This is a genomic window from Pseudomonas sp. NFACC24-1 (assembly GCF_900115235.1).
GTDB classification, from domain to species: domain Bacteria; phylum Pseudomonadota; class Gammaproteobacteria; order Pseudomonadales; family Pseudomonadaceae; genus Aquipseudomonas; species Aquipseudomonas fluorescens_AA.
This window is the reverse complement of record NZ_FOVS01000007.1, coordinates 192153-217366: the sequence shown is the minus strand read 5'-3', so window position 1 is coordinate 217366 and position 25214 is coordinate 192153. Positions and strand designations below refer to the sequence as shown.

Annotated in this window: 26 protein-coding genes; 22 read left to right on the top strand and 4 right to left on the bottom strand. The window is 61.9% G+C overall.

Annotation, left to right across the window (positions count from 1 at the left end; genetic code table 11):
* Positions 1 to 173 precede the first annotated feature (173 nt).
* On the bottom strand, positions 174 to 992 hold the full coding sequence (gene suhB, locus BM317_RS09690; protein ID WP_003185165.1) for a type III secretion system regulator SuhB: 819 nt from the start codon (positions 990 to 992) through the stop codon (positions 174 to 176).
* 144 nt (positions 993 to 1136) lie between these two features.
* On the opposite strand from suhB, the gene trmJ reads away from it, so the two are divergent.
* From trmJ to BM317_RS09580, 22 genes are all read left to right on the top strand, one after another.
* Positions 1137 to 1907: a tRNA (cytosine(32)/uridine(32)-2'-O)-methyltransferase TrmJ gene (trmJ, locus tag BM317_RS09685; protein ID WP_038856918.1), complete on the top strand. Its 771-nt coding sequence runs from the start codon at positions 1137 to 1139 to the stop codon at positions 1905 to 1907.
* Position 1908: 1 nt separating this feature from the next.
* Entirely contained in the window at positions 1909 to 2685 is a 777-nt protein-coding gene (gene cysE / locus BM317_RS09680; RefSeq protein WP_092165673.1) for a serine O-acetyltransferase, read from the top strand.
* 250 nt (positions 2686 to 2935) lie between these two features.
* Positions 2936 to 3427 (top strand): Fe-S cluster assembly transcriptional regulator IscR, encoded by a 492-nt coding sequence (gene iscR / locus BM317_RS09675; protein ID WP_092474096.1) that lies wholly within the window; start codon positions 2936 to 2938, stop codon positions 3425 to 3427.
* Between the two features lie 50 nt (positions 3428 to 3477).
* Positions 3478 to 4692: an IscS subfamily cysteine desulfurase gene (locus BM317_RS09670; RefSeq protein WP_092165674.1), complete on the top strand. Its 1215-nt coding sequence runs from the start codon at positions 3478 to 3480 to the stop codon at positions 4690 to 4692.
* Between the two features lie 43 nt (positions 4693 to 4735).
* Positions 4736 to 5122 carry a Fe-S cluster assembly scaffold IscU gene (gene iscU, locus BM317_RS09665; protein WP_003185157.1) on the top strand — a complete coding sequence of 129 codons (387 nt, stop codon included), beginning with the start codon at positions 4736 to 4738 and terminating at the stop codon, positions 5120 to 5122.
* Positions 5123 to 5146: 24 nt separating this feature from the next.
* On the top strand, positions 5147 to 5470 hold the full coding sequence (gene iscA, locus BM317_RS09660; protein ID WP_003185155.1) for an iron-sulfur cluster assembly protein IscA: 324 nt from the start codon (positions 5147 to 5149) through the stop codon (positions 5468 to 5470).
* A gap of 8 nt (positions 5471 to 5478) precedes the next feature.
* The gene (hscB, locus tag BM317_RS09655) at positions 5479 to 6000 is read left to right on the top strand and encodes a co-chaperone HscB (RefSeq protein ID WP_060739093.1); all 522 of its coding nucleotides are present in this window, start codon (positions 5479 to 5481) and stop codon (positions 5998 to 6000) included.
* A gap of 50 nt (positions 6001 to 6050) precedes the next feature.
* Positions 6051 to 7913: a Fe-S protein assembly chaperone HscA gene (hscA, locus tag BM317_RS09650; protein ID WP_092165676.1), complete on the top strand. Its 1863-nt coding sequence runs from the start codon at positions 6051 to 6053 to the stop codon at positions 7911 to 7913.
* Positions 7914 to 7916: 3 nt separating this feature from the next.
* The gene (gene fdx / locus BM317_RS09645) at positions 7917 to 8258 is read left to right on the top strand and encodes an ISC system 2Fe-2S type ferredoxin (protein WP_042727996.1); all 342 of its coding nucleotides are present in this window, start codon (positions 7917 to 7919) and stop codon (positions 8256 to 8258) included.
* A 13-nt stretch (positions 8259 to 8271) separates the two neighbouring features.
* Positions 8272 to 8472 (top strand): Fe-S cluster assembly protein IscX, encoded by a 201-nt coding sequence (gene iscX, locus BM317_RS09640; RefSeq protein ID WP_072408088.1) that lies wholly within the window; start codon positions 8272 to 8274, stop codon positions 8470 to 8472.
* Positions 8473 to 8559: 87 nt separating this feature from the next.
* The gene (ndk, locus tag BM317_RS09635) at positions 8560 to 8985 is read left to right on the top strand and encodes a nucleoside-diphosphate kinase (protein ID WP_042727994.1); all 426 of its coding nucleotides are present in this window, start codon (positions 8560 to 8562) and stop codon (positions 8983 to 8985) included.
* A gap of 28 nt (positions 8986 to 9013) precedes the next feature.
* On the top strand, positions 9014 to 10162 hold the full coding sequence (rlmN, locus tag BM317_RS09630) for a dual-specificity RNA methyltransferase RlmN (RefSeq protein ID WP_053118626.1): 1149 nt from the start codon (positions 9014 to 9016) through the stop codon (positions 10160 to 10162).
* 12 nt (positions 10163 to 10174) lie between these two features.
* Entirely contained in the window at positions 10175 to 10933 is a 759-nt protein-coding gene (pilW, locus tag BM317_RS09625; RefSeq protein ID WP_072408090.1) for a type IV pilus biogenesis/stability protein PilW, read from the top strand.
* Complete coding sequence (locus BM317_RS09620; protein WP_092474094.1) at positions 10933 to 11958, top strand: RodZ domain-containing protein; 1026 nt, start codon at positions 10933 to 10935, stop codon at positions 11956 to 11958. Before pilW ends, BM317_RS09620 begins: the two co-directional genes overlap by 1 nt.
* Positions 11959 to 11961: 3 nt before the next feature.
* On the top strand, positions 11962 to 13071 hold the full coding sequence (gene ispG / locus BM317_RS09615; RefSeq protein WP_003185136.1) for a flavodoxin-dependent (E)-4-hydroxy-3-methylbut-2-enyl-diphosphate synthase: 1110 nt from the start codon (positions 11962 to 11964) through the stop codon (positions 13069 to 13071).
* Positions 13072 to 13095: 24 nt separating this feature from the next.
* The gene (gene hisS / locus BM317_RS09610) at positions 13096 to 14385 is read left to right on the top strand and encodes a histidine--tRNA ligase (RefSeq protein WP_025212010.1); all 1290 of its coding nucleotides are present in this window, start codon (positions 13096 to 13098) and stop codon (positions 14383 to 14385) included.
* 40 nt (positions 14386 to 14425) lie between these two features.
* Positions 14426 to 15067: a YfgM family protein gene (locus tag BM317_RS09605; RefSeq protein ID WP_025212011.1), complete on the top strand. Its 642-nt coding sequence runs from the start codon at positions 14426 to 14428 to the stop codon at positions 15065 to 15067.
* A complete protein-coding gene (gene bamB, locus BM317_RS09600) occupies positions 15060 to 16211 on the top strand; it encodes an outer membrane protein assembly factor BamB (protein WP_092474093.1) in 1152 nt (383 codons plus the stop codon). The genes BM317_RS09605 and bamB overlap by 8 nt, the downstream gene beginning before the upstream one ends.
* A gap of 201 nt (positions 16212 to 16412) precedes the next feature.
* Complete coding sequence (gene der / locus BM317_RS09595) at positions 16413 to 17885, top strand: ribosome biogenesis GTPase Der (protein ID WP_039592110.1); 1473 nt, start codon at positions 16413 to 16415, stop codon at positions 17883 to 17885.
* A gap of 325 nt (positions 17886 to 18210) precedes the next feature.
* Positions 18211 to 19359, top strand: coding sequence for a pyridoxal phosphate-dependent aminotransferase (locus BM317_RS09590; RefSeq protein WP_092474091.1), 1149 nt, complete (start codon positions 18211 to 18213; stop codon positions 19357 to 19359).
* Positions 19347 to 20141: an amidohydrolase gene (locus tag BM317_RS09585; protein ID WP_092166074.1), complete on the top strand. Its 795-nt coding sequence runs from the start codon at positions 19347 to 19349 to the stop codon at positions 20139 to 20141. Before BM317_RS09590 ends, BM317_RS09585 begins: the two co-directional genes overlap by 13 nt.
* A gap of 63 nt (positions 20142 to 20204) precedes the next feature.
* Positions 20205 to 20618 (top strand): hypothetical protein, encoded by a 414-nt coding sequence (locus BM317_RS09580; RefSeq protein WP_092474089.1) that lies wholly within the window; start codon positions 20205 to 20207, stop codon positions 20616 to 20618.
* 133 nt (positions 20619 to 20751) lie between these two features.
* On the opposite strand, the gene leuA is transcribed toward BM317_RS09580, so the two are convergent.
* The 3 genes from leuA to xseA form a co-directional block, all read right to left on the bottom strand.
* Entirely contained in the window at positions 20752 to 22431 is a 1680-nt protein-coding gene (leuA, locus tag BM317_RS09575; protein WP_060739084.1) for a 2-isopropylmalate synthase, read from the bottom strand.
* Positions 22432 to 22895: 464 nt separating this feature from the next.
* Entirely contained in the window at positions 22896 to 23717 is an 822-nt protein-coding gene (locus tag BM317_RS09565; RefSeq protein ID WP_092165695.1) for a peptidoglycan DD-metalloendopeptidase family protein, read from the bottom strand.
* 3 nt (positions 23718 to 23720) lie between these two features.
* Entirely contained in the window at positions 23721 to 25100 is a 1380-nt protein-coding gene (xseA, locus tag BM317_RS09560; RefSeq protein ID WP_092474087.1) for an exodeoxyribonuclease VII large subunit, read from the bottom strand.
* Positions 25101 to 25214: the final 114 nt, after the last annotated feature.

Here is a 25214-nt window from a genome sequence, read left to right as displayed (position 1 = left end):
CAGAAGCGGAACGCGGAGCGTCCCTGGCGGCATTCCCACGCGGAGCGTGAGGAACGATCTTGCACCGCCCCCGCGACCTGATCGTTCCCTCGCGGAGCGTGGGAACGATCAATTACCGAAATTCAGGCATAAAAAAAGCACCCCGAAAGGTGCTTTTTCTATAGCGGAGCTGCTTAGCGCTTCAACGAAGCCGGCAGATGCGGCTGGATAGCAGTGAGCACAGCCTTGAAGCATTTGGTGTTGCCGGCAACGATGTGGCCTTTTTCAAGGAAGTCGTGGCCGCCGGTGAAGTCGCTCACCAAGCCACCGGCTTCCTGGATCAGCAGGGCGCCCGCTGCCATGTCCCACTCGGACAGGCCCGACTCCCAGAACGCATCGAAACGACCCGCCGCCACATAAGCCAGGTCCAGGCTCGCAGCGCCAGCGCGGCGGATGCCGGCGGTCTGGCCGACCAGGGCGCGGAACATGCCCAGGTAGTTGTCCAGGTTGTCCATCTGGTCATCACGGAACGGGAAGCCGGTACCCAGCAGGGCGCCGTCCAGGCTGGTGCGGCCGCTGACGCGCAGGCGACGACCGTTCAGTTGGGCGCCACGGCCACGGCTGGCGGTGAATTCTTCCTGGCGAACCGGGTCCAGCACGACAGCGTGTTCCAGGCGGCCACGGTATTTGCAGGCGATGCTGACAGCGAAATGAGGAATGCCGCGCAAGAAGTTGGTGGTGCCGTCCAGCGGATCGATGATCCACAGGTACTCTTCGCCTTCGATGCCAGTGCCGGCGTGCATGCCGGTCTCTTCACCGAGGATGGAGTGGTTCGGGTAAGCCTTGCGCAGGGCGTCGACGATCTTCTGTTCGGCGGCGCGATCGACCTCGGACACGTAGTCCTTGGCGTCTTTTTCATCGACCTTGATGGTATCCAGGCGCTCGATGGAGCGGAAGATCAGTTCACTGGCGCTGCGGGCGGCGCGCAGCGCGATATTCAGCATGGGCTGCATGGATGTGTCACCTAAGGTTGTTAAAGAAAGCCGCGCATTCTATCAGAAAGTTTTCTCAGGAGAAGGTTGGTGTTCGCTTTCATAGCTTAACGGTAGGTGCTTCTGTAAGATTTGCTCCCTTTATCGTGTTCGAGAGCGCCTCCCTTGTTGCAGAACATTCGTGTCGTCCTGGTCAATACCAGCCATCCGGGTAACATCGGCGGAGCTGCGCGGGCCATGAAGAACATGGGCCTGTCGCGCCTGGTGCTGGTCGAGCCGCGCTTGTTTCCCCATCACGAAGCCGACGCCCGGGCCTCCGGCGCCGGTGACATCCTGGCTAACGCGCAAGTCGTCGCCACCCTCGAAGATGCCCTGGTGGGTTGCAACCTGGTGCTTGGCACCAGCGCCCGCGACCGGCGTATTCCCTGGCCGCTGCTCGACCCCCGGGAATGCGGCACCAAAGTGGTCGAGGAAGCCGCGCAAGGTTTTGAAATCGCCCTGGTGTTCGGCCGTGAAGACTCCGGCCTGACCAACGACGAGCTGCAGCGATGTCACTTTCACGTGCATATCCCTTCCGACCCTGAGTTCAGTTCCTTGAACCTGGGCGCGGCGGTGCAGGTGTTGAGTTATGAAGTGCGCATGGCTTGGCTGGCGGCTGAAGGCAAGCCCAGCAAAGTCGAAAAAACCGAGGTCACGTCGCCGCGCAGTGAGACACTGGCGACCATGGACGAGTTGGAACGATTCTATGAGCACCTGGAGCAGACCCTGGTGGACATCGAGTTCCTCGACCCGGAAAAGCCGCGGCACTTGATGGCGCGCCTGCGTCGGTTGTACGGACGAAGCTCGGTCAGCCGGGCGGAGATGAATATATTGCGCGGCATCCTCACGGAAACCCAGAAGGCGGCCCGTGGCGAGCTGATTAAGCGGAAGAAATAAAATGTTCGAACGTTTGCGTGAAGATATCCAAAGCGTTTTCCATCGTGATCCGGCGGCGCGCAATGCCTTTGAAGTGCTGACCTGCTACCCGGGCATGCACGCCATCTGGATCCATCGCCTGTCCGGCGCCTTGTGGAACATGGGCTGGAAGTGGCTGGCGCGGCTGGTCTCGAACTTCGGCCGCTGGCTGACCGGGATCGAGATCCACCCGGGCGCCAAGGTCGGCCGTCGGTTCTTCATCGACCACGGCATGGGTATCGTCATCGGCGAAACCGCCGAGATCGGCGACGACGTGACCCTGTACCAGGGCGTGACCCTCGGCGGCACCAGTTGGAACAAAGGCAAGCGTCACCCAACCCTGGAAGACGGCGTGGTGGTCGGTGCCGGCGCCAAGGTGCTCGGGCCGTTCACGGTGGGGGCGGGGGCGAAAGTCGGCTCCAACGCCGTGGTGACCAAGGCCGTGCCGCCGGGTGCGACGGTGGTGGGGATCCCGGGGCGGATCATCGTCAAGTCCGATGAGGAGCAGGATGCTCGCCGCAAGGCCATGGCCGAGAAGATCGGCTTCGACGCCTACGGTGTCGGCGAAGACATGCCCGACCCGGTCGCCCGGGCTATCAACCAGTTGCTCGATCACCTGCAGGCCGTCGATGGGCGCCTGGAGGGGATGTGCGGCGCCCTGAAGGACCTGGGCAGTAATTACTGTGCCAAGGACCTGCCTGAACTGCGCGAGGAAGACTTTGCGTGTGTGAAGGATAAGGATGAGAGCCAGGCCAGCTGAAACCCTGCTGGCCTCATCGCGAGCAAGCTCGCTCCCACAGGAATCGCATCAGCACCCGTGATCCAATGTGGGAGCGAGCTTGCTCGCGATGAACGATAACGCGGTATCACTGGTCGCCACTGGCCAGCCTTTGCTATCATGCGCGCGCTCTTTCGCGGGTAAACCCGAGTAACCCACTAGGTCTTATACTTGACTTAAATACTCGGGAATTGCATACTCGCCCCCATTCCGAACTCCGTGGTAATTGTCCATGCGACTGACTACAAAAGGCCGATACGCCGTGACCGCGATGCTGGATCTGGCATTGCATGCGCAGCACGGGCCGGTGTCCCTGGCCGATATCTCCGAGCGCCAGGGCATTTCCCTGTCTTACCTTGAACAGCTGTTCGCCAAGCTGCGCCGCAGCAACCTGGTGTCCAGCGTTCGCGGCCCTGGCGGCGGCTACCAGCTGTCGCGGGACATGCAAGGCATCCAGGTCGCCCAGGTGATCGATGCGGTGAACGAATCGGTCGATGCGACCAAATGCCAGGGCCTTGGCGACTGCCATGGCGGCGATACTTGCCTGACCCACCACTTGTGGTGCGACCTCAGCCTGCAGATCCACGAATTTCTGAGCGGTATCAGCTTGGCTGACCTTGTAACTCGCCGTGAGGTGCAAGAAGTAGCCCAGCGTCAGGACCAGCGCCGTTGCAACAGCAGGGCGCCGCACCTGGACAAGATTGAAGCGTCCGCCGTCGAATGACCGCCGCAGAGCACGCGGAACGCCAGCCAGCCTGATTTAGGAGAGAGTCCATGAAATTGCCGATTTACCTTGATTACTCTGCGACCACCCCGGTTGATCCGCGTGTTGCGCAAAAAATGAGTGAATGCCTGCTGGTCGACGGAAACTTCGGTAACCCGGCGTCCCGTTCCCACGTTTTTGGCTGGAAGGCCGAAGAGTCGGTCGAAAATGCCCGTCGCCAGGTCGCCGACCTGGTCAACGCCGACCCGCGTGAAATCGTCTGGACCTCCGGTGCCACCGAATCCGACAACCTGGCAATCAAGGGTGTCGCGCATTTCTACCACACCAAGGGCAAGCACCTGATCACCTCCAAGATCGAGCACAAGGCTGTCCTGGACACCATGCGCCAACTGGAGCGTGAAGGCTTCGAAGTCACCTACATCGAGCCCGGCGAAGACGGCATCATCACCCCGGCCATGGTCGAAGCCGTCCTGCGCGACGACACCATCCTGGTTTCGATCATGCACGTGAACAACGAAATCGGCACCGTCAACGACATCGCGGCCATCGGCGAACTGACCCGCTCCAAGGGCGTCCTGTTCCACGTCGACGCGGCCCAGTCCACCGGCAAGGTCGACATCGACCTGTCCAAGCTGAAAGTCGACCTGATGTCGTTCTCGGCCCACAAGACCTACGGCCCTAAAGGCATCGGCGCCCTGTACGTCAGCCGTAAGCCGCGTGTTCGCCTCGAAGCGACCATGCACGGTGGCGGTCACGAGCGTGGCATGCGTTCCGGTACCCTGGCGACCCACCAGATCGTCGGCATGGGCGAAGCCTTCCGCGTCGCCAAGGAAGACATGGCCGCTGAGAACGTACGCATCAAGGCCCTGAGCGACCGCTTCTTCAAGCAGGTCGAGCACCTCGAAGAACTCTACGTCAACGGCAGCCTGACCGCCCGCGTACCGCACAACCTGAACCTGAGCTTCAACTATGTTGAAGGCGAGTCGCTGATCATGGCGCTCAAGGATCTGGCCGTGTCGTCCGGTTCGGCGTGCACCTCGGCGTCCCTGGAGCCTTCGTACGTACTGCGCGCCCTGGGCCGCAACGACGAACTGGCCCACAGCTCCATTCGCTTTACCTTCGGCCGTTTCACCACCGAAGAAGAAATCGATTACGCCGCGCAGAAAGTCTGCGAGGCCGTTACCAAGCTGCGCGCTCTGTCGCCGCTGTGGGACATGTACAAAGACGGCGTCGACATTTCGAAAATCGAGTGGGCGGCGCACTGAAGAAGTCGCCACCAGAGCGACTCACTGATGAGGATTGAAGCAAATGGCATATAGCGAAAAGGTCATCGACCACTACGAGAACCCGCGCAACGTCGGCAAGATGGACGCGCAGGATCCTGATGTCGGCACCGGCATGGTCGGCGCCCCGGCGTGCGGCGACGTCATGCGCCTGCAGATCAAGGTCAACGAGCAAGGCATCATCGAAGATGCCAAGTTCAAGACCTACGGCTGCGGTTCGGCCATCGCGTCCAGCTCCCTGGCCACCGAGTGGATGAAGGGCAAGACCCTTGATGAAGCCGAAACCATCAAGAACACCCAGTTGGCCGAAGAACTGGCCCTGCCGCCAGTGAAGATCCACTGCTCGGTACTCGCCGAAGACGCCATCAAGGCCGCCGTTCGCGATTACAAGCAGAAGAAAGGCTTGATCTGATCCGCGTACGGTAAGGAGTTTTCCATGGCTATCCAGATGACAGAAGCGGCAGCTAACCATATCCAGCGCTCACTTGCGGGGCGTGGCAAGGGTGAGGGTATCCGCCTGGGTGTACGCACCACGGGCTGTTCTGGTCTCGCCTATGTACTGGAATTCGTCGACGAAGTGGGCGAAGACGATCAGGTGTTCGAAAGTCATGGTCAGAAAGTGATCATCGACCCGAAAAGCCTGACGTACCTGGACGGCACCGAACTGGATTTCGTCAAGGAAGGGTTGAACGAAGGCTTCAAGTTCAACAACCCTAACGTGCGCGGTGAATGTGGCTGCGGCGAAAGCTTCAACATCTGAGGCGGCTTGTGGGTACTCCTTGTCATTTTGCGTTGTTCCAGATGCAGCCTGCGTTCCAGCTGGATCTCGAGCAGTTGTCCGCGCGTTATCTTGAATTGGCCCGTGGCGTCCATCCCGACCGCTTTGCCGATGCCTCCGAGGCGGAGCAGCGGCGGGCGCTCGAGCAGTCGGCGAACCTCAACGAGGCTTACCAGACGCTCAAGCACCCGGCCAAGCGCGCGCGTTACCTGCTCGCCATCAGCGGTCATGAGTTGCCCCTGGAGGTCACGGTCCACGATCCCGAGTTTCTTTTGCAGCAGATGCAGTGGCGCGAAGAACTCGAGGACCTGCAGGACAGCGCCGACCTGGCCGGTGTCGCGGTATTCAAGCGGCGCTTGAAAGACGCCCAGCAAACACTGAACGAAAGCTTCGCAGCCTGCTGGAACGATGCCGCGCAACGCGAACAGGCCGAACGCCTGATGCGGCGCATGCAGTTCCTCGACAAGCTCACCTACGAAGTGCGCCAGCTAGAAGAGCGCCTCGACGATTAACCCAGTGCCGCTCCGGTCGCACGCCTGATTACAGATAAGTCCTGATTACGATGGCCCTACTGCAGATCGCCGAACCCGGCCAAAGTCCACAACCGCACCAGCGTCGCCTGGCTGTCGGGATCGACTTGGGTACCACCAATTCCCTGGTCGCTGCCTTGCGCAGCGGTCTTTCCGAGCCGTTGGCCGATGAGCAAGGGCAGGTGATCCTGCCGTCCGCCGTGCGTTATCACGCCGACCGCGTCGAAGTGGGCGAGTCGGCCAAGCTGGCCGCCGCCACCGATCCTCTGAACACCATTGTCTCGGTCAAGCGCTTGATGGGTCGTGGTCTGTCCGACGTCAAGCAATTGGGTGACCAGCTGCCGTACCGCTTCGTCGGTGGCGAATCCCACATGCCGTTCATCGAAACCGTGCAGGGCCCGAAAAGCCCGGTCGAGGTTTCCGCCGACATCCTCAAGGTCCTGCGCCAGCGTGCCGAGGCGGCGTTGGGCGGTGAACTGGTGGGCGCGGTCATTACTGTCCCGGCCTATTTCGACGACGCCCAGCGCCAAGCCACCAAGGACGCCGCCAAGCTGGCCGGCCTGAACGTGCTGCGCCTGCTCAACGAGCCGACCGCCGCTGCCGTGGCATACGGCCTCGACCAACACGCCGAAGGCCTCGTTGCCATCTACGACCTGGGCGGCGGTACATTCGATATTTCGATCCTGCGCCTGACCGGCGGTGTTTTCGAAGTCCTGGCCACCGGTGGCGACAGCGCCCTGGGCGGCGATGACTTCGACCACGCCATCGCCGGTTGGATCATCGAGCAAGCCGGCTTGTCCGCCGACCTCGACCCGGGTGCGCAACGCCAGCTGCTGCAAACCGCCTGCGCGGCCAAGGAAGCCCTGACCGACGCCGCCACCGTTGAAGTCGCTTATGGCGACTGGAAAGCCGCGCTGACCCGCGAAGCCTTCGATGCCCTGATCGAGCCCATGGTCGCCCGCAGCCTCAAGGCCTGCCGCCGTGCCGTGCGTGATTCCGGCATCGAGCTCGAAGACGTCAAGGCCGTGGTCATGGTGGGTGGTTCGACCCGCGTGCCTCGGGTTCGCGAAGCCGTCGCCGAGGCCTTTGGCCGCCAGCCGCTGACCGAAATCGATCCGGACCAGGTGGTCGCCATCGGCGCCGCGATCCAGGCCGATACCCTGGCCGGCAACAAGCGCGACGGCGGCGAACTGCTGTTGCTCGACGTGATTCCGTTGTCCCTGGGGCTGGAAACCATGGGCGGCCTGATGGAGAAGGTGATTCCACGCAACACCACCATCCCGGTTGCCCGCGCCCAGGACTTCACCACCTATAAAGACGGCCAGTCGGCCATGATGGTCCACGTGCTGCAAGGCGAGCGTGAACTGATCAGCGACTGCCGTTCCCTGGCCCGTTTCGAACTGCGCGGCATCCCGCCGATGGTGGCCGGGGCGGCGAAGATCCGCGTGACCTTCCAGGTCGATGCCGACGGTTTGCTCAACGTCTCCGCCCGCGAACTGGCTTCGGGCGTGGAGGCGAGCATCCAGGTCAAGCCGTCCTACGGCCTGACCGACGGCGAAATCGCCAAGATGCTCAAGGATTCCTTCCAGCACGCCAGCGACGACAAGGTGGCCCGTGTGCTGCGCGAGCAGCAGGTCGACGCCCAGCGCCTGATCGAAGCCGTGCAGGGGGCCCTTGAAGCCGACGGCGAGCGTTTGCTGGATGCCGAAGAACGCATGGTCATCGAGCTGCAGATGCAGGAACTGTCCGAATTGATCAAAGGCACCGATGGTTATGCCATCGAGCAGCAGACCAAGCGTCTGTCGCAAGTCACGGATGCCTTTGCTGCCCGCCGCCTGGACTCGACGGTGAAAGCCGCCCTGGCGGGGCGCAACCTGAATGAAATCGAGGAATAACTGATGCCGCAGATCATTTTTCTGCCACACGCCGAGCATTGCCCGGACGGTATGGTGGTAGAGGCCGAAACCGGCAAGTCCCTGCTTGAAGTGGCCCATGACAACCACATCGAGATCGAGAGCGCCTGCGGCGGCGTTTGTGCCTGCACCACGTGCCATTGCATCATTCGCGAGGGTTTCGACTCGCTGAATGAAGCCGATGAGCTGGAAGAGGACTATCTTGATCGGGCGTGGGGCCTGGAGCCGACGTCGCGCCTGACCTGTCAGGCCAAGGTCGGCACCGAAGACCTGGTGGTCGAAATCCCGAAATATTCGCTTAACCATGCGGCCGAAGCGCCGCACTGATGGTGACACTGTCATGAGCTATGGTTGGAATGACGTACAACGCATCGCGGAAGAGTTGGCCGAGGCCCACGAAGGGCTCGATCCGTACTCTGTAGGTTTCGTCCGTCTGCAGCAGATGATCCTGGATCTGCCTGACTTCGATGCCACCTCTGGCCGAGTCGGCGAGAAGGTGTTGGAAGCGGTTCAGGAGCTCTGGGCCAAAGAATTGGACTGATCGCCTCGCAGGTTAGGCAATACCCAAGAACCCGCGTATAATTCGCGGGTTTAATTTTTCGTAAATTACCGTTTCTGGAGTTACACCATGGCTGTTCAACGTACTTTCTCCATCATCAAGCCTGACGCCGTTGCTAAAAACGTGATCGGCAAGATCGTTACCCGCTTCGAAGACGCTGGCCTGCGCGTTGTAGCTTCGAAAATGAAGCAACTGTCCAAAGCCGAAGCCGAAGGCTTCTACGCTGAGCACAGCGAGCGCGGTTTCTTCGGTGAGCTGGTTGCCTTCATGACTTCCGGTCCGGTTGTCGTTCAGGTGCTGGAAGGCGAAAACGCCATCGCTCGCAACCGTGAGCTGATGGGCGCCACCAACCCTAAAGAAGCTGCTGCCGGCACCATCCGTGCCGACTTCGCCGAGTCCATCGACGCCAACGCCGTCCACGGTTCGGACTCCGAAGCCGCTGCCGCTCGCGAAATCGCTTACTTTTTCTCCGCTACTGAAGTAACCACTCGCTAAGCCCAGGCTTTTGAGTGAAGGTGAATCCATGACTACATCGAACGGCAAAACCAACCTGTTGGGCCTGACCCAGCCGGAAATGGAGAAATTCTTCGACTCGATCGGGGAGAAGCGTTTCCGTGCCGGCCAAGTGATGAAATGGATTCACCATTTTGGCGTCGACGACTTCGACGCCATGACGAATGTCGGCAAGGCCCTGCGTGAAAAGCTCAAGGCTGTTGCCGAGATTCGCGGCCCCGAAGTGGTCAGCCAGGACATTTCCAGCGACGGCACCCGCAAGTGGGTGGTGCGCGTGGCGTCCGGCAGCTGTGTCGAGACCGTCTACATTCCCCAGGGCAAGCGCGGCACCTTGTGCGTTTCGTCCCAGGCAGGCTGTGCCCTGGATTGCAGTTTCTGCTCCACCGGCAAGCAAGGCTTCAATAGCAACCTCACCGCCGCCGAAGTGATCGGCCAGGTGTGGATTGCCAACAAATCCTTTGGCAGCGTCCCGGCGACCGTCGACCGTGCCATCACCAACGTGGTGATGATGGGCATGGGTGAGCCGCTGCTGAACTTCGATAACGTCGTTTCCGCCATGCACCTGATGATGGACGACCTGGGCTACGGCATCTCCAAGCGCCGCGTGACCCTGTCCACCTCCGGCGTGGTGCCGATGATCGATGAGCTGGCCAAGCACATCGACGTCTCCCTGGCGTTGTCGCTGCATGCACCCAATGACGCATTGCGTAACCAATTGGTGCCGATCAACAAGAAGTATCCGCTTAAGATGCTGCTCGAGTCGTGCCAGCGCTACATGTCGTCCCTGGGCGAAAAACGCGTGCTGACCATCGAGTACACGCTGCTCAAGGATGTGAACGACAAGGTCGAGCACGCGGTCGAGATGATCGAGTTGCTCAAGAACATCCCGTGCAAGATCAACCTGATCCCGTTCAACCCGTTCCCGCATTCCGGTTACGAGCGTCCGAGCAACAACGCGATTCGTCGCTTCCAGGATCAGCTTCACCACGCTGGCTTCAACGTCACCGTGCGCACCACCCGCGGCGAAGACATCGACGCCGCCTGTGGCCAATTGGTAGGACAGGTGCTGGATCGCACCCGTCGCAGCGAACGCTACATTGCCGTGCGTGAGTTGAACGCCGCGGACGATGCGGTGCAAAACGCTGCGAACAGTCACTAAGAGAGGAACTCTATGTCCCTGCGCTTCGCGCTCGTTTTGCTGTTGGCCGGCCTGTGTTCCGGTTGTGTCCTGTCGGGTGACTACAACCCGATGAAGACCAGCAAAGGGCGTGACGAGGCGCGTGTGGCCTATGTGCAACTGGGCATCGGCTATCTGCAGCAGGGCATGACCGAACGGGCCAAGGTGCCGCTCAAGAAGGCCCTGGAGCTGGACGATTCCGACCCGGATGCCAACGCGGCCCTGGCCCTGGTGTTCCAGGCCGAGATGGAGTCGGAACTGGCCGACCAGCACTTTCGCAAGGCGCTGTCCGGCCGGCCCCAGGATGCACGGATCCTGAACAACTACGGCAGCTTTCTTTTCGAGCAGAAACGCTACAAGGAAGCCTATGAGCGCTTCGAGCAGGCTGCCGCCGATACCCTTTACCCTGAGCGTTCGCGGGTTTTCGAGAACCTCGGCATGACGGCCGCGCAGTTGGGCCAGCGTGACCTGGCCCGCCAGCAGCTCGAAAAGGCGCTGCGGCTCAACCGCCAGCAACCGCGGGCACTGCTGGAAATGGCTGAGTTGTCCTACGAAGACAGGCATTATGTGCCCGCCCGTGACTACTACGAGCGTTTTAGCCTGCTGAGCGAGCAAAATGCACGTAGTCTATTGCTCGGCGTTCGGCTGGCACATGTGTTTGAAGATCGCGACAAAGCTGCGAGTTACGGCTTGCAACTCAAAAGACTCTATCCCGGTACGCCGGAATATCAGCAATACCTGTCGGAGCAATGATGAAAGCGGCGCATCCCGAAGTTGTAGCAGCGACTCGCGTAAATCCCGGTGAGACCCTGCGTCAAGCCCGCGAAAGCAATGGTTGGTCGCTGGCCGAAGTGGCCCTCAAGCTCAATCTTACCGTGGCTTCCCTCGGCAATCTGGAAGCGGGCGCGTTCGACAAGCTGCCCGGGCACACCTTCGCCCGGGGTTATATCCGCGCCTATGCCAAGTTGCTCGGCATGGACCAGACCGTGCTGGTCCAGCAGTTCGATCAATACACCGGTTCCGATGCCAAGGGCAGCAACGTGCACAGCCTGGGGCGCATCGAGGAGCCGGTTCGCGTTTCCCACACCATTTTGCGAATCGTCAGCCTGTTGCTGCTGATCGCGGTGATCGGTGGCGGTTTTGTCTGGTGGCAGGACCAGGCGTCCTTGCGCAACAAGGAGCCCGTCGCCATGAACCCCGAGCACGTCGAGGTCGAGGGCGCTGACGGCACCACCCAGATTCATCCGCTGGACGAGCCGGAAGACCAGGCTGTCGTCGAAGGCCAGGCCGAAGGCGAAACCACCCTGGCGTTGCCACAAAGCCAGGACGACGCCGATGCCCAGGCCGGTGCCGAGCCGGCTGTTCCAGCACCGACCACGCCGACTGTCCCGAACACCGGCAGCGCACCGATCGCCACGGCACCGGCCGCGCCGAGTACGCCAGCACAGACCGCAGCTGCGCCTGCGACCCACGCCGCGCCTACCACTCCAGTCGCCCCGGCAGCTCCAGCGGCCTCGACCCCGGCGCCAGTCGCGGGTGAAGGCCAGGTGCAGATCCAGTTTGTCGCCGACTGCTGGACGCAGATCACCGACGGCAACGGCAAGGTGCTGTTCAGCGGCCTCAAGCGCAAGGGTGACAGCACCGCCGTCAACGGCAAGCCGCCGTTTGCCGTACGCCTGGGTTATGCCCGTGGCGCGCAGGTCAGCTACAACGGCCAGCCGGTCGACATCGCTCCGTTCACCAGTGGCGAGACCGCTCGCCTGAAGTTGGGTCAATAAGTCATGCACGGCGAATCTCCAATCAAGCGTCGCGAATCCCGAAAGATCTGGGTTGGTAACGTGCCCGTGGGCGGCGATGCGCCTATCGCTGTGCAGAGCATGACCAACAGCGACACCAATGACGTGGCCGCCACGGTCGCGCAGATCAACCGCCTGGAAGCCGCCGGTGTCGACATCGTGCGCGTTTCCGTGCCGGACATGGACGCCGCCGAGGCGTTCGGCAAGATCAAGCAACTGGTCAAGGTGCCTTTGGTCGCCGACATTCACTTCGACTACCGCATCGCCCTGCGCGTGGCCGAACTGGGCGTCGATTGCCTGCGCATCAACCCGGGCAACATCGGTCGCGAAGACCGGGTACGTGCCGTGGTGGATGCCGCCCGCGACCGCGGCATCCCGATCCGCATCGGCGTCAACGCCGGTTCCCTGGAAAAAGACCTGCAAAAGAAATACGGCGAACCAACCCCGGCGGCGCTGGTGGAATCCGCCCTGCGCCACGTCGAGCACCTGGAACGCCTGAATTTCCAGGACTTCAAGGTCAGCGTGAAGGCGTCCGACGTGTTCATGGCCGTCGAAGCCTACCGCCTGCTGGCCAAGGAAATCGTCCAGCCGCTGCACCTGGGCATCACCGAAGCCGGTGGGTTGCGTTCGGGCACGGTGAAATCCGCCGTCGGCCTCGGTATGCTGCTCGCCGAAGGGATTGGCGATACCATCCGCATCTCGTTGGCGGCTGACCCGGTCGAGGAAGTGAAAGTCGGCTACGACATTCTCAAGTCCCTGCACCTGCGTTCCCGTGGCATCAACTTCATCGCCTGCCCGAGCTGCTCGCGGCAGAACTTCGATGTGGTCAAGACCATGAACGAACTGGAAGGGCGCCTCGAAGACCTGCTGGTGCCGCTGGATGTCGCGGTGATCGGTTGCGTGGTCAACGGGCCGGGCGAAGCCAAGGAGGCCCATATCGGCCTGACTGGCGGTACACCGAACCTGATTTACATCGACGGCAAGCCGTCGCAGAAACTGACGAATGACAATCTGGTGGATGAGCTGGAACGGCTGATTCGCCAGAAAGCGGCCGAAAAGGTCGAAGCCGACGCTGCAGTGATTGCGCGTGGTTGAGTCGAACGAATTTAAGGATTACCTGTGAGCAAGTCTCTGCAAGCCATTCGTGGCATGAACGACATCCTGCCCGAGCAGACGCCCCTGTGGCGCTATTTCGAGGGCACCGTGGCGCGCCTGCTGGATAACTACGGTTACCGGCAGATCCGCATGCCGATCGTCGAGTTCACCGAGCTGTTCAAGCGCTCCATCGGTGAAGTGACCGACATCGTCGAAAAAGAGATGTACACCTTCGACGACCGCAACGGCGACTCCCTGACCCTGCGCCCCGAAGGCACGGCGGCCTGCGTGCGTGCGGTGCTCGAACACGGCATCACCGGCGGCGGCCAGGTGCAGAAGCTCTGGTACGTCGGCCCGATGTTCCGTCACGAGCGCCCGCAGAAAGGCCGTTATCGCCAGTTCCACCAGATTGGCCTGGAAGTGTTCAACCTCGAAGGTCCGGACATCGATGCCGAGCTGATCGTCATGACCTGGCGCCTGTGGGGCGAGCTGGGGCTGCGTGACGCGGTCAAGCTCGAGCTCAACAGCCTGGGCACCAGCGAGTCCCGTGGCCGCTACCGTGAAGCGCTGGTGGAGTTTCTTTCCGCGCACCTGGACAAGCTCGACGAAGACAGCCAGCGCCGTCTGAAGACCAATCCACTGCGCGTGCTCGACACCAAGAATGCCGATACCCAGGCGGTCCTGGTCGACGCGCCGAAAATGGCCGACTACCTCGACGACGAATCCCGTGCGCACTTCGAAGGGCTGAAGGCGCGCCTGGACGCCGTGGGCATTCCCTACGTGATCAACCCCAAGTTGGTTCGCGGCCTGGATTACTACAGCAAGACGGTCTTCGAGTGGGTCACCGACAAACTCGGCGCCCAAGGCACCGTCTGTGCCGGCGGCCGCTACGACGGGCTGGTGGAGCAGATGGGCGGCAAGCCGACCCCGGGCGTGGGCTTTGCCATGGGCATCGAGCGCCTGGTACTGATGTTGGAAGCCTTGGACAAGGTGCCTGAAGAACTGTCCCGTCAGGTCGACGTCTACCTGTGCGCCTTTGGCGAGGCCGCCGAACTGGCCGCCTTGTCGTTGAGCGAGCGGATCCGCGACCAGTTGCCCAACCTGCGCTTGCAGATCAACGCCGGCGCCGGCAGCTTCAAGAGCCAATTCAAGAAGGCCGACAAGAGCGGTGCACTGTATGCACTGATCCTCGGTGACGACGAACTGGCCCAACAAGTGGTAGGTTTCAAACCCCTGCGTGGCCAGGGCGAACAACAAAGCATTGCCTGGGATGCGCTTGCTGCACACCTGGCCACCTGCGTCGTGCAGGGTTGAAGCTGTCAAACAGCCGATTTAGCGATTAAGGAGTATTGGGGTGTCGAGTACCGAAGATGAACAGCTGGCGGATTTGAAGGACTGGTGGACGCGCAACGGCAAGCCGCTGGTCACTGGCGGCCTGTTGGCGCTGGTCATCGTGTTCGGCTGGCAGGCCTACCAGAAATATCAGAGCAACCAGTCGCAAGGCGCCTCGGTGCTCTACCAGCAATTGCTGGAAACCACCCTGACCCCGGACGGCAAGCCTGACCCTGCCCGCGTGGCGGACCTGGCCGGCAAGCTGGACAAGGAATTCGGCGGCACTGCCTACGCGCAGTACGGTCGCCTGTTCGTGGCCAAGGTGGCGGTGGACAGCGGCAAGTTGGACGACGCGGCCACCGAGCTCAAAGGTATCGTCGACAAACCGGCCAACCCGACCCTGGGCGAAGTGGCGCGTCAGCGCCTGGCGCAGGTGCTGGCGGCCCAGAACAAGGCCGAAGACGCCTTGAAGCTGCTCGACGGCGATGCCGACAAGGCGTTCCTGGCGACCCGCGAAGAACTCAAGGGCGACCTGCTGGTGCAGCTGGGTCGTGCCGATGAGGCCCATGCGGCCTACCAAAAAGCCAAGGCTGCGCTGTCGGATGAAGCCGCGGTCGGTGGCCTGCAAATCAAGCTGGACGACCTGGCCAAAGGGGATGCGTGACGTGATCCAGTGGAAACATGCAGCATTGCTGGCCCTGGCCATTCTGGCCGCGGGTTGCAGCAGCAACAGCAAGAAAGAACTGCCGCCAGCCGAACTGACCGACTTCAAAGAAGAAGTCGTGCTGCAGAAGCAGTGGAGCCGCTCCATCGGCGATGGCCAGGGTGAAACCTACAACATGCTGGTGCCGGCCATCGATGGCGACACCATCTATGCCGGCGACGTCACGGGCGTGGTCATGGCGATGGATCGCAGCAACGGCGACGTCAAATGGGAGAAAGATCTCGAACTGCCTGTTTCCGGCGCCGTTGGCGTGGGTTACGGCCTGGTCATGATCGGCACGCTCAAGGGCGAGATCGTCGCCCTGGACGCGAGCAGCGGTGAAGAGAAATGGCGCGCCCGGGTGACCAGCGAAGTGCTCGCACCGCCGGCCACCAACGGTGACGTGGTGGTGGTCCAGACCCAGGACGACCGCCTGATCGGCCTGGATGCCGCCACCGGCAACCAGCGCTGGTTGTATGACAGTACCCCGGCGGTACTGACCCTGCGTGGCACCAGTGCGCCTGTCGTCACCAACCGCCTGGCGGTGGCTGGCTTGTCGACCGGTAAAGTGGTGGCCCTGGATGTTTCCAACGGCGTGCCGGTCTGGGAACAGCGCGTAGCGATTCCGCAAGGTCGTTCGGAACTGGAGCGCGTGGTCGATATCGACGGCGGCTTGCTGCTGTCCGGCGGTACGTTGTACGTCGCCAGCTACCAGGGCCGCGTGGCGGCACTGGACCTGGAAAGCGGTCGTCCGTTGTGGCAGCGCGATGCGTCCAGCTACGCCGGTGTCGCCCAAGGCTTTGGCAGCGTCTACGTGAGCCTGTCCTCGGGCACCGTCGAAGGCGTTGACGAGCGTTCCACCACCGCCTTGTGGAGCAACGACTCCCTGGCCCGTCGTCAACTGTCGGCCCCGGAAGTGTTCTCCAGCTACGTCGCAGTGGGTGACCTGGAAGGTTACCTGCACCTGCTCAGCCAGGTGGACGGTCGTTTCGTCGGCCGTGAGCGCATCGACAGCGACGGCCTGCGTGCCCGTCCGCTGGTGGTGGGCAACATGATCTATGTGTATGGCAACAGCGGCAAACTGGAAGCCCTGACCATCAAGTAAGGCTATGCTTGGGGCTAGATCTCAAGCGGCCCGTCCTTTGTGGGAGCGGGCTTGCTCGCGAATACGGTGTATCAGAAGAAAATTTGTTAACTGACACACCGCTTCCGCGAGCAAGCCCGCTCCCACAGGACTGCCTCCGAGCACCAGCCGCTGCCTCGCAGCGGCTTTTGTATTTTCTGAAATAACGAAGTGGAGAGCCGCATGGTTCCCGTAATCGCCCTGGTGGGCCGACCGAACGTCGGCAAGTCCACCTTGTTCAACCGCCTGACCAGGACTCGCGACGCCATTGTCGGCGACTTGTCCGGTCTGACCCGTGATCGCCAATACGGTGAGGCCAAGTGGCAAGGGCGTACCTATATTCTGGTCGACACCGGCGGCATCTCCGGTGATGAACACGGCATGGACGAAAAAATGGCCGAGCAGTCGCTGCTCGCCATTGAAGAAGCCGATGTGGTGCTGTTCCTGGTAGACGCCAAGGCGGGTTTTACCGCCGCCGACCAGATGATCGCCGAGCATTTGCGCAAGCGTAACAAGCGTTCCTACGTGGTCGCCAACAAGGTCGACAACATCGACCCGGACATGGCCCGCGCCGAGTTCGCACCGTTGGGCATGGGCCAGGCGATCCCGATCGCCGGCGCCCACGGTCGTGGCATCACCCAGATGCTGGAAATCGCCCTGGAGAGTTTCCCCAAGGACGACGCGGAAGAGCCGGAAGAGGGCGAGGAAGAGGTCGTTGCCGAGGGCGAGGAAGCCAAGCGCATTCCGGGCCCGAGCGAAAAAGACGGGATCAAGATCGCCATCATCGGCCGTCCCAACGTGGGCAAGTCGACGCTGGTCAACCGTATGCTCGGTGAAGACCGGGTCATCGTCTACGACCAGCCTGGCACCACCCGTGACAGCATCTACATTCCCTTCGAGCGTAACGAAGAGAAGTACACGCTGATCGACACCGCCGGTGTGCGCAAGCGCGGCAAGATCCACGAAGAAGTTGAAAAGTTCTCCGTGGTCAAGACCTTGCAGGCGATCAAAGACGCCAACGTGGTGATCTTCGTGATGGACGCCCGCGAAGGCGTGGTCGATCACGACCTGAACCTGCTGGGCTTCGCCCTGGAAGCCGGGCGTGCGCTGGTCATCGCGATCAACAAATGGGACGGCATGACGCCGAGCGAGCGGGATTTCGTCAAGGTCGAATTGCAGCGCCGGCTGTTCTTCGTCGACTTCGCCGACATCCACTTCATCTCGGCCCTGCACGGCACGGGCGTGGGCAACCTCTACGCTTCGGTGCAGAACTCGTTCAAGTCGGCGGTCACCCGCTGGCCGACCAACCGCCTGACCCAGATCCTCGAAGATGCGGTAGGCGAGCACGCGCCACCGATGGTCAACAACCGTCGGATCAAGCTGCGCTACGCCCACTTGGGCGGTGCCAACCCGCCGATTATCGTGATCCACGGTAACCAGATCGAGAAGGTGCCCAAGTCGTACGTCCGCTACCTGGAAAACACCTACCGTCGCGTCCTGAAGCTGGTCGGCACGCCGATCCGCATCGAGTTCAAGGGCGGTGAGAACCCGTACGAAGGCAACAAGAACACGCTCACCGACCGCCAGGTCAACAAGAAGCGCCGCTTGATGTCGCACCACAAGAAGGCTGACAAGAAGCGCCGCGACAAGCGTTGATTGGCTGCTCACTGAGGGGCGTTGCCCACAGTGACTGAGGCAGCACACGGAACCTGTGGCGAGGGGATTTATCCCCGCTGGGCTGCGAAGCAGCCCTAAAACCCTCAACTCGGTGTGTCAGGTAGATTGAACTCACTGCTTTGGGGTTGCTGCGCAACCCAGCGGGGATAAATCCCCTCGCCACAGGGTTCTGTGTCGGGATGGCTGTTATGTCATTGAGTGAGATCGGGTGCCCACCGCGGCACCCTTTTTCACGCTCGGCGATTGGGCTATCCTCGGGCTCTCCCGCGCCGCACCAGAGCCGGGTGCAGAGCAGGGACCCTTCATGATCACCAGCAAGTTGCCGAACGTCGGCATCACGATTTTCACCCAGATGTCCCAGCTCGCCGCGCAGACGGGCGCGCTGAACCTGTCCCAGGGCTTTCCCGATTTCGATGGCCCGCAGGCCCTGCGCGATGCGGTTGGCCGGCACATTGCTCAAGGCCATAACCAGTACTCGCCGATGACCGGCCTGCCGGCGCTGCGCCAGCAGATCGCGGCGAAGATCGCCCGCAGTTACGGCGCCAACGTCGATGCCGATCAAGAGGTCACCGTGACCCCTGGCGCGACCGAGGCGATTTTCTGTGCCATCGCGGCGGTGGTCCACAGCGGTGACGAAGTGATCGTTTTCGATCCTAGCTATGACAGCTACGAGCCTTCCGTTCTCTTGGCCGGTGGGCGCTGCGTGCACGTGCCATTGGGCCTGGATGACTTCGCCATCGACTTCGAGAAGCTCGGCGAGGCCCTGAGCCCGCGCACGCGCATGATCATCCTCAATTCGCCGCACAACCCCAGTGGTGCCCTGATCAGCCGTGCCGAACTCGATCAATTGGCGACACTGATTCGCGACCGTGACATCTACCTGGTCAGCGATGAGGTCTACGAACACCTGGTGTTCGACGGCGTCGCCCACGCCAGTGTCCTGGCCCACGAAGAGCTGTACCGCCGCGCCTTCGTGGTCAGTTCGTTCGGCAAGACCTACCACGTCACCGGCTGGAAAACCGGCTACGTAGTGGCGCCAGCGGCCCTGACGGCAGAGCTGCGCAAGGTGCACCAGTACGTCAGCTTCTGCGGCGTGACGCCGTTGCAGTACGCCCTGGCCGACTACATGGCCGAACATCCGGAGCACGTCGACGAACTGCCGGACTTCTACCAGGCCAAGCGCGACCTGTTCTGCGACCTGCTGGCCCCGTCACGGTTCAGCTTCAAGCGCGTGACCGGTACTTATTTCCAGTTGGTGGACTATTCGCGGATTCGCCCGGACCTCAATGACGTCGACATGGCGGTGTGGATGACCCGCGAGCATGGCGTGGCGACGATTCCGATCTCGGTGTTCTACCAGGACCCACCCCAAGGCCAGCGCCTGGTGCGCCTGTGCTTTGCCAAACGCGAGGAGACGCTGCGTGAAGCGGCGGAAAAACTATGCGTGATTTGAGCGCGTTGCCTGACCTCGACATTGCCCTGGTCCAGACCACCCTGGCCTGGCACGATCGCCGGGCCAACCTTGAGCATTTCGAAGCGCTGCTTGAGCAGGCACGTGGGGCTGATCTGATCATCCTGCCAGAGATGTTCACCACGGGTTTCTCCATGGAATCCGAGACCCTGGCGGAGCCGGAGAACGGCCCGACGCGCCAATGGCTCAAGACCCAGGCCGCGAAGCTGGACGCGGTGATTACCGGCAGTGTGATCATCCAGGCCGGCGACGGCAGCCACCGCAATCGCCTGCTGTGGGCGCGACCGGACGGTGAAGTGCTGCATTACGACAAGCGCCATCTGTTTCGCATGGCCGGCGAGCACAACCACTACACGCCGGGTGAGCGACAGGTGCTGTTCGAACTCAAGGGCTGGCGGATTCGCCCGTTGATTTGCTACGACCTGCGCTTTCCGGTGTGGAGCCGCGACGCCGAGGACACCGACCTTTTGCTGTACACCGCCAACTGGCCCGGAGCGCGGCGTATGCACTGGAATCGGCTCCTGCCGGCCCGGGCGATCGAGAACCTGTGCTATGTGGCAGCGGTCAATCGCGTCGGCACCGACGGCAAGGGCTTCGCCTACACCGGAGACAGCCAGGTGCTGGATTTCCAGGGTGAAACCTTGCTCAGCGCCGGTGACGCGGATGGCGTGTTCACCGTGTGTTTGAAGGCGGCGGACCTGGCGGCGTATCGCACGCGGTTTCCGGCGAACCTGGATGCCGATCGCTTCGAATTCACGAGTTGAAACGATTCAGCCTCAAGGAACGCTGTTGCGTGCCGATAACCGGTCAGCCAAGGAGAAGTCCCTATGACCAGTATCAGCGCAACCACCGTAAACCCTTATCCGTTGTCAGCCCCTAAAGTTTCCATCCGCGGGGCTGAAGAAGAGAAAGCGGTCAGTCCAGTGGCATCGACTGACACTGACGACAAAGACAAGACATTGCAGGTCGATACCCGCGGCGCGAATGTCGCTGGCGCTCCCGCCAGCGGCGGTGGGGACATCATCGAACAACTGAAAAAGCAGATTGAGCAGGCCGAAAAACTGCTGGCCCAGCAGCAAGCCCAGTTGGCCCGCGTGCAGAAGAGTCAGGCCAACGAAGAGCAGAAGGCTCAGCAAGCCATGGCCATCCAGACCCAGATCATGGGTACCCAGGCGATGCTGCAAACCTTGCGGGCGTCGTTGTTGCAGGCCATGACCGTTTCTGTCGATACCCATGCCTGACAGTTTGGTTGTCTGACAGGCCGCCATCGCGAGCTTGCTCGCGATGAGGCCAGTACAGTCAGCACCCAACCATCAGCCAAACAAAAAGGCCCCAGGGTTCACACCCCGGGGCCTTTTTGCATTTCAGCACAAATCAGGCCGCCTTGGCCTCCGGCTGGCTCAGCGAGCGGTTCAGTGCACTGAACAGGGCCTTGAAGCTCGCCGTGGTGATGTTCTCATCGATACCCACGCCATGCACCGCACGCTCGCCGTTAACCCGCAGTTCGATGTAGGCCGCAGCCTTGGCGTTGGTGCCAGCACCGATGGCGTGTTCGTTATAGTCCATGATCTCCACTGGAATCGGCAGGCCGGCCACCAGCGCTTCCAGGGCGCCGTTGCCTTTGCCGCGCCAGTGCAGGTTGGTCTCGCCCTGGCCCTTGCTCGCCACTTCCACCTCTACGGCGCTGTTGCCGTTCTCTTCCTGCAGGCGATGGCTGACCAGCGCGTACGGGGTGTTGGCTTGCAGGTATTCACGCTGCAACAGGCCGTGGATCTGCTGGGCGGTCATTTCCAGGCCCAGGCGATCGGTTTCGCGCTGTACCACCTGGCTGAACTCGATCTGCATGCGACGTGGCAGGCTGATGCCGTATTCCTGTTCCAGCAGGTAAGCGATCCCGCCTTTGCCGGACTGGCTGTTGACGCGAATCACCGCCTCGTAGCTGCGACCGATGTCGGCCGGGTCGATCGGCAGGTACGGCACTTCCCACAGGGTGTCCGGTTTCTGCTGGGCGAAGCCCTTGCGGATGGCATCCTGGTGCGAGCCGGAGAACGCGGTGTGGACCAGGTCGCCGACGTAGGGATGACGTGGGTGCACCGGGATCTGGTTGCATTCCTCGACCACTTTGCGCACGCCGTCGATGTCGGAGAAGTCCAGCTCCGGGTTGATGCCCTGGGTGTAGAGGTTCAGCGCCACGGTCACCAGGTCGACGTTACCGGTGCGTTCGCCGTTGCCGAACAGGCAGCCTTCGACACGGTCGGCGCCGGCCATCAGGCCCAGCTCGGTGGCGGCCACGCCGGTGCCACGGTCGTTGTGGGTGTGCAGGCTGATGAGCACGCTGTCACGCCGGGTGATGTTGCGGTGGAACCACTCGATCTGGTCGGCGTAGATATTCGGGGTAGCGACTTCCACGGTAGCCGGCAGGTTGAGGATCACCTTGCGCTCGGGTGTCGGGTTCCAGACTTCGATCACCGCGTCGCAGACTTCCTTGGCGAACTCCAGCTCAGTGGCGCTGAAGGTTTCTGGCGAGTATTCGAACTGCCATTGGGTTTCCGGCTGCTGGGCGGCGTATTTGACGAACAGCTTGGCCGCGTTCACCGCGATTTCCTTCACGCCTTCCTTGTCCTGGTTGAACACGATGCGGCGGAACGACGGGCAGGTGGCGTTGTACAGGTGGACGATGGCTTTTTTCGCACCGCGCAGGGATTCGAACGTACGGGCGATCAGGTCTTCACGGGCCTGGGTCAGCACCTGGATGGTGGTGTCGTCCGGAATGTGGCCTTCTTCGATCAGCGTGCGCACGAAGTCGAAGTCGGTCTGGGAAGCGGCCGGGAACGATGCCTCGATTTCCTTCACGCCCACCGCCACCAGGGTTTTCCAGAAGCGCAGCTTCTTGACCGCGTCCATCGGCTCGATCAGCGACTGGTTGCCGTCGCGCAGGTCGGAGCTGCACCAGATCGGCGCGGCGGTGATGGTCTTCGACGGCCAGGTGCGATCCGGCAGGTTGATGGTCGGGAACGCGCGGTATTTGGAAGACGGGTCTTTGAGCATGCTCATGGGGAAATCCTTATTGTCGTGGCCGGAAAAAGGCGGCCTGCCGGTGGTTCGAATGGGGTGGCTTGAAGCCTGGACGAGATGCCGCGATTCAGCCCGGCAGTCGTGCGCTGACGAGGCACAGGCTGCGGTGCTGGCGAAGCTGGATGAGGGTGTGAGAGGTTTTCATGCTCCAACCCTAACCGCGTGAACGGCGGATCGCAAGCAGTCGGAAAAAATTGAGAGAACTTCTGCTTTTGAGCGGGTTTACGAGATTTAATCGCGGATATTAGAGATGTCGATATTGGAAATTGCGCCGATGTTTTGAGCTTGGCAATTCATAGGCGGGCGGTGATGCGGCTGCCGTCATCGCGAGCAAGCTCGCTCCCACAGCGGATCTCTGTGGGTTGCAAGGGGGCGTGGTCACAACACATCCCAATGTGGGAGCGAGCTTGCTCGCGATGAGGCCGGTAGCCCCGGCACACATCTCAGGGCTGGAAAGCACCGATGAAAATCGCCGGATCCACCCGCGCATCGTTCAGGCTGATATTCCAGTGCATATGCGGCCCGGTCGCGCGGCCAGTGGCGCCGACCTTGCCCACCACGGTGCCCCGGGCCAGTTGCTGGCCGACCTTCACGTCGATCTTCGACATGTGGCAGAACATGCTGATGAAACCCTGGCCGTGGTCGACGAACACCGTATTGCCATTGAAGAAATAATTGCCGGTGAGGATCACCTTGCCCGCGGCCGGGGTCTTGATCGGTGTCCCGGCGGGCACGGCGAAGTCCAGGCCGGCATGGGGGTTGCGCTCTTCGCCGTTGAAGAAGCGGCGCACGCCGAATTTGCTCGACAGCGGGCCATTGACCGGTTTGTCCAGCAACAGGTTGCTGGGAATGTTCGGGCTGAAGCTGCGATAGGCCTTCAGTTGTACCGCCAGCTCGGCGTCGATGCGCTTGAGGTCCGCCGGGTTCGGATTGACCTGACGCTTGTTCTTCAAGGTGATGTGTTGCTCGGGGTATTTTTTGTAGCCGACCACAAAGGGCTGGGTGCCGCCGCCGCTGCTGATCTGTTGGGTGCCGGGTTGGACCGTCAGCGGGATGCCGACAATCGCCAGCCAATTCTGCTGTTCCTTGACCACCAGCACCGGCTTGCCCTGGTAAGTGGCTTTGGGTGCCTGGGCCGCGCTGCCCAGGTCCACCACGGCCACGCCGCCGGGCACCGGCTTGTTCAACAAGCGAGTGATGTAACTGTCGGCGTGGGCATTGAAGGTCAGGCACAGCAACAGCAATGGGGTGAGATAGCGCGGCATGAATCAATCCAGTAAAGAAAGGGTGACCGGCGTCAGGTGATTGTCTTCGACCCGCACCAGCAGTTCGCCTTCGCCGAGCCGGGCGGTCAGGCGTTGGCCGGTCTGGGTTTGCCCGGCGCTGCGGATTGCATGGCCACGTTCGTCGAGCAAGATGCTGTAGCCCCGGCCAAGGGTCGCCAGGGGGCTGACGATGTGCAGTGTCTGCATCTGGTTGTGCAACTGCACGCGGCGCGCCTTGAGCCCTTCACGCATGGCCCGGGGCAGGCGTTCGGCCAGGCTGTCCAGGCGCTGGCGCAACATGGCCAGCTGTCGGCCCGGGTGTTGCCCGGCGAGGCGGGTTTCCAGGCGGATCAGCCGCTCGCGGCGGGTATTGAGGTTGCGTTCGAAGGCCCGGCGCAGGCGCATGTCCAGGTCGTCGAGGCGCTGGGCTTGCTGGCGCAGGCGTTCGCCGGGATGACGCAGGCGCCGGGTGAGGCCTTCGAGACGCAACTGATCGCGCATCAGCCGGTCGCGCATGCGCATCACCAGCCGGCGATGCAGGCTTTCGACCCGGCGCACCAGATCGCCGGCATCCGGCGCCAGCAGTTCGGCGGCGGCGGACGGGGTCGGGGCGCGCACATCGGCGACGAAATCGCTGATGGACACGTCGGTTTCATGGCCGACGGCGCTGACGATTGGCGTGACGCAGGCATCCACCGCCCGGGCCACGGCTTCTTCGTTGAAGCACCATAAGTCTTCCAGGGAACCGCCGCCCCGGGCCAGGATCAGCGCATCGAAGCCACGGGCATCGGCCAGTTTCAGGGCGCGGACGATTTGCCCGGTGGCTTCGCGGCCTTGCACGGCGGTGGGAATCAGGGTCAGGGAGATCTGCGGCGCCCGGCGGCGGAACACGCTGATAATGTCGCGGATCACCGCGCCCGTGGGCGAACTGATAATGCCGATGCGTTGCGGATGGGCCGGCAACGGCACTTTGCGTTCGGCGCTGAACAGGCCCTCGGCGCTGAGTTTTTCCTTCAGGGCATCGAAGGCCAGGCGCAGGGCGCCATCGCCGGCCGGCTCCACGGTGTCGAGAATCAACTGATAATCGCCACGGCCTTCGAACAGCGAAACCTTGCCGCGCACTTTTACTGCCAGCCCATCCTTCAAGGCCTGGCGCACCCGCGCGGCATTCTGCCGGAACAGCGCGCAACGCACCTGGGCACCGCTGTCCTTGAGGGTGAAGTACACATGGCCGGAGGCCGGACGGGCAAGGTTGGAAATCTCGCCCTCGACCCAGATGTTGCTGAACACGTCTTCAAGCAACACCCGCGCACGGCCGTTGAGCTGGCTGACAGTCAGGACCTCGCGGTCCAGGCCCAGTCGGGCAAAGGGATCTTTAATCATGGGCGGCATGATAAGGGCATTCGCTGGTGAATCTCCATGTGTGCAAACAAATCGGATCGAGTTGCCTTCATCGCGAGCAAGCTCGCTCCCACATTTGATTTCCAGTGCGACATA

Coding starts and splice junctions, on each gene's coding strand:
- bamB (WP_092474093.1), top strand. CDS start 15,060: ATGCGTGACGTGATCCAGTGGAAACATGCAGCATTGCTGGCCCTGGCC.
- BM317_RS09590 (WP_092474091.1), top strand. CDS start 18,211: ATGATCACCAGCAAGTTGCCGAACGTCGGCATCACGATTTTCACCCAG.
- BM317_RS09670 (WP_092165674.1), top strand. CDS start 3,478: ATGAAATTGCCGATTTACCTTGATTACTCTGCGACCACCCCGGTTGAT.
- BM317_RS09565 (WP_092165695.1), bottom strand. CDS start 23,717: ATGCCGCGCTATCTCACCCCATTGCTGTTGCTGTGCCTGACCTTCAAT.
- hscA (WP_092165676.1), top strand. CDS start 6,051: ATGGCCCTACTGCAGATCGCCGAACCCGGCCAAAGTCCACAACCGCAC.
- suhB (WP_003185165.1), bottom strand. CDS start 992: ATGCAGCCCATGCTGAATATCGCGCTGCGCGCCGCCCGCAGCGCCAGT.
- BM317_RS09580 (WP_092474089.1), top strand. CDS start 20,205: ATGACCAGTATCAGCGCAACCACCGTAAACCCTTATCCGTTGTCAGCC.
- iscX (WP_072408088.1), top strand. CDS start 8,272: ATGAGCTATGGTTGGAATGACGTACAACGCATCGCGGAAGAGTTGGCC.
- ndk (WP_042727994.1), top strand. CDS start 8,560: ATGGCTGTTCAACGTACTTTCTCCATCATCAAGCCTGACGCCGTTGCT.
- iscU (WP_003185157.1), top strand. CDS start 4,736: ATGGCATATAGCGAAAAGGTCATCGACCACTACGAGAACCCGCGCAAC.
- der (WP_039592110.1), top strand. CDS start 16,413: ATGGTTCCCGTAATCGCCCTGGTGGGCCGACCGAACGTCGGCAAGTCC.
- BM317_RS09620 (WP_092474094.1), top strand. CDS start 10,933: ATGAAAGCGGCGCATCCCGAAGTTGTAGCAGCGACTCGCGTAAATCCC.
- cysE (WP_092165673.1), top strand. CDS start 1,909: ATGTTCGAACGTTTGCGTGAAGATATCCAAAGCGTTTTCCATCGTGAT.
- leuA (WP_060739084.1), bottom strand. CDS start 22,431: ATGAGCATGCTCAAAGACCCGTCTTCCAAATACCGCGCGTTCCCGACC.
- fdx (WP_042727996.1), top strand. CDS start 7,917: ATGCCGCAGATCATTTTTCTGCCACACGCCGAGCATTGCCCGGACGGT.
- iscA (WP_003185155.1), top strand. CDS start 5,147: ATGGCTATCCAGATGACAGAAGCGGCAGCTAACCATATCCAGCGCTCA.
- pilW (WP_072408090.1), top strand. CDS start 10,175: ATGTCCCTGCGCTTCGCGCTCGTTTTGCTGTTGGCCGGCCTGTGTTCC.
- xseA (WP_092474087.1), bottom strand. CDS start 25,100: ATGATTAAAGATCCCTTTGCCCGACTGGGCCTGGACCGCGAGGTCCTG.
- iscR (WP_092474096.1), top strand. CDS start 2,936: ATGCGACTGACTACAAAAGGCCGATACGCCGTGACCGCGATGCTGGAT.
- BM317_RS09585 (WP_092166074.1), top strand. CDS start 19,347: ATGCGTGATTTGAGCGCGTTGCCTGACCTCGACATTGCCCTGGTCCAG.
- rlmN (WP_053118626.1), top strand. CDS start 9,014: ATGACTACATCGAACGGCAAAACCAACCTGTTGGGCCTGACCCAGCCG.
- ispG (WP_003185136.1), top strand. CDS start 11,962: ATGCACGGCGAATCTCCAATCAAGCGTCGCGAATCCCGAAAGATCTGG.